This is a genomic window from Paraburkholderia sp., from assembly GCF_035656215.1.
Taxonomy (GTDB): domain Bacteria; phylum Pseudomonadota; class Gammaproteobacteria; order Burkholderiales; family Burkholderiaceae; genus Paraburkholderia.
The window spans coordinates 1-2,602 of record NZ_DASRSY010000070.1 but is presented as its reverse complement, the minus strand read 5'-3'; the positions used below and the strand labels follow the sequence as shown (position 1 = coordinate 2,602).

At 60.8% G+C, this 2,602-nt stretch carries 2 protein-coding genes; one reads left to right on the top strand and one right to left on the bottom strand.

Features of this window, described 5'->3' with window-relative positions; translation table 11 throughout:
- The first annotated feature begins 491 nt into the window (after positions 1-491).
- The gene (locus VFE81_RS04025) at positions 492-1,601 is read left to right on the top strand and encodes a porin (RefSeq protein ID WP_325043358.1); all 1,110 of its coding nucleotides are present in this window, start codon (positions 492-494) and stop codon (positions 1,599-1,601) included.
- Positions 1,602-1,605: 4 nt separating this feature from the next.
- On the opposite strand, the gene VFE81_RS04020 is transcribed toward VFE81_RS04025, so the two are convergent.
- Positions 1,606-2,602: autotransporter outer membrane beta-barrel domain-containing protein (locus VFE81_RS04020; protein ID WP_325043357.1), on the bottom strand; the 997-nt coding region annotated here is incomplete at its 5' end.

Genomic DNA, 2,602 nt, shown 5'->3' with positions numbered 1-2,602 from the left:
CGGGCAGGGCGGGGGTGCTCATGGGTTTGTGGCGTGGCGAAGAGAAAGGGCGGTGTGAAGCGACGGCGGTCGGTATGCGGTCGCGGCGCGGATCGCGGTAGTCGGCCGATTGGCTAGTCTGGCTTTTAAACCGGCTCAACCAGAGCAGAAGAGCTGCGATAGTTCATACGATATCAAAACCGTCCGCGCCGCGATGCGATGACCCCACCGCCTACGCGTGCTTCTTACAAGCTGCAAGCACTTCGATGACATAACAACACTTACGTCAGTCTATTTTCTTACCGCCCTGGTTTCGCGCTAAGGTTCACCCACACGCATTTCGTCAGGTCATTCAAACAGCCTGCATTGACTGTCGTGCAAGGGTCCTATGTGGGCCCTTCACCTTGACTGTCGATTTGCGCGGCCTCAATGAGCAGCGTGCCGGTACTTTGCATCAGGCGTGGCGGTGTCGAAATATCCGCGAAAAGCGAGAACCCGTACGAGGAGACAATATGAAGAACGTATCCAGGTGGGCAATGGCCGTTGTGCCCGCAGCGTTGGCGTGCCATTTGGCGCATGCTCAATCGAGCGTGACGCTCTACGGTGTGATCGATGAAAGTGTGCGATATCTGACCCACGCAAACGCAGCCGGCGATTCGTCGATCGGGCTCGGCAACGGCGGCATGACCGAGAGCCGCTGGGGCATAAGGGGCGTCGAGGATCTGGGCGGCGGCTGGTCCACGTTCTTCAAGCTCGAAAACCGTTTCTACATGAATGGCGGGCAAAGCGATCCCACCTTGCCGTTCTTCAATGAGGCGCAAGTGGGAGTGCGTTCGGATTCCTATGGTCAGGTGATTTTCGGACGTCAGTACAACGTGATGATTGAGGGCATTACCATCGGCGGCTATGGCAGCAATCTCTGGATTCCGTACGATTTCAGCTTTCAGCCGGAAGTGACCATGACCGGTGGTATCTGGACCAGCAACCAGGTGCAGTATCAGGCGAAATATAACGGCTTCAATCTTGCCGCTGGCTACGCATTCGGCGGTAACGCGGGCAATTCGTACGGCAGCCAGGTCGGCTTGGCGCTTGCTTACGCACCGGGTGGCCCGTTCACCTTCGGCGGCGCGTATCAGGAGTCGAAAGATTCGGTCAACGGCGCAGCCGCGAAAGCGTGGACCTTCGGTGGGTCGTATACGTGGAACATGACCCGTTTCTCCGTCGGCTATATCGTCGATCAGAATGACGCCGGTTTTTCGAATTTCGCCAACGGGCCGTTCACCGCACCCGCGTTGGCCGCGCTCAAGTACACGGACTTTTCGCGGCGTCGCATGATCATGGGCGGCATCACGCAGCAGGTCGGCACCACGTGGCACTTCGCCGCGAACGTCTGGCGCACGTTGCAGGACGGCAAGACCGCCGCGCAGGACGGCTCGGCCTGGCAGTACCAACTGGTCGCCGACTACAACCTGTCAAAGCGCACCGATGTCTATCTGGAAGGCGATTACTCGCTCTACCGGGGCGACCTGATCGGCGCGCAGTTGCAGGGCGTCAACGGTGTCGGGCTTGGGCAGAAGGGTAGCCAGATCGGCCTGATGGCCGGTATACGGCATCAGTTCTAAGCCCTTACCAACTCCAGCGCGCGCCCAGATTGCCCTCCACGGTGCTGCGGTGCTCGCCGTTCACGTTCATGGTGTAACTCGCGGTGGCGAACACACTGCCGCGAGCGCTCAAATGCGCAATCAGGCCGATGCCGAACTGGGCGGCCGTAGCGGTGACATCGGTGGGAATCACGGTCGTGCCGGCAAAGGTCGCGCTATCGGTACCGTTGAAATAGCGCCACAGATTCGCGCGCAAATACGGTTGCCACTGCGCGCCCGCACCTTCGAAGCTGCCTTGCAGGCGTAGGCCGAGTCTGCCCACCAGGCCGTTCGCCGCGTGAAACGATACGTTCGAAATACCGTCGTTGAGATCGTTGATCGATGCGTGCTGCCAGATCAGTTGTGCTTGCGGTTCGAGACTGAGATTGGCGCGCAGTGGAATAGGCAAACCGGCTTCCAGCGAGGTCGTGACCGCATGTCCATGCGTGCTCGCACCGATGCCCTGATTCGACGATGGATCGAGCGTGAGCGAGCTGCCCATCGCGACCGCATCGGTGTACCAGCCGCCCGGACCGATATGCGTCCAGTAAACGCCTGCGCTGTATGCATTGATCGACAGCCGCCCAGCCGACAGATCGGGGAAACCGAGCGCGAAGCCGTTCACGTCGCCTTGCGCGCGGGCAAAGCCAATGAAGAAGCCATAGTGATTGCGATGACCGCTTGCGCTGCGATCCGCGTAGATATCGTGACCCACTTGTACGCCGGCCATCGTGCCGCTGAATTCGGGGTTGGCGGCCCCGCCGTTGCTCTGCGAGCTGTGCTCGCCCCAGACACGCGCCCATGCGGCGGCTAGCGGACCGCTTTCACTCAGTAGTGCCTGCTCGCCCTGGCGGTCATGGAAGGTGCCGATCTGCGCGATACCGAGTTCGCGCGTGAGAACCGGGACCTCGGCATAGACGGGCACCTCCATCCGGTAGAGTGGCGTTGCGGCGGCGGCTGCGGCTGCGGCGCCTGGCGTCGGC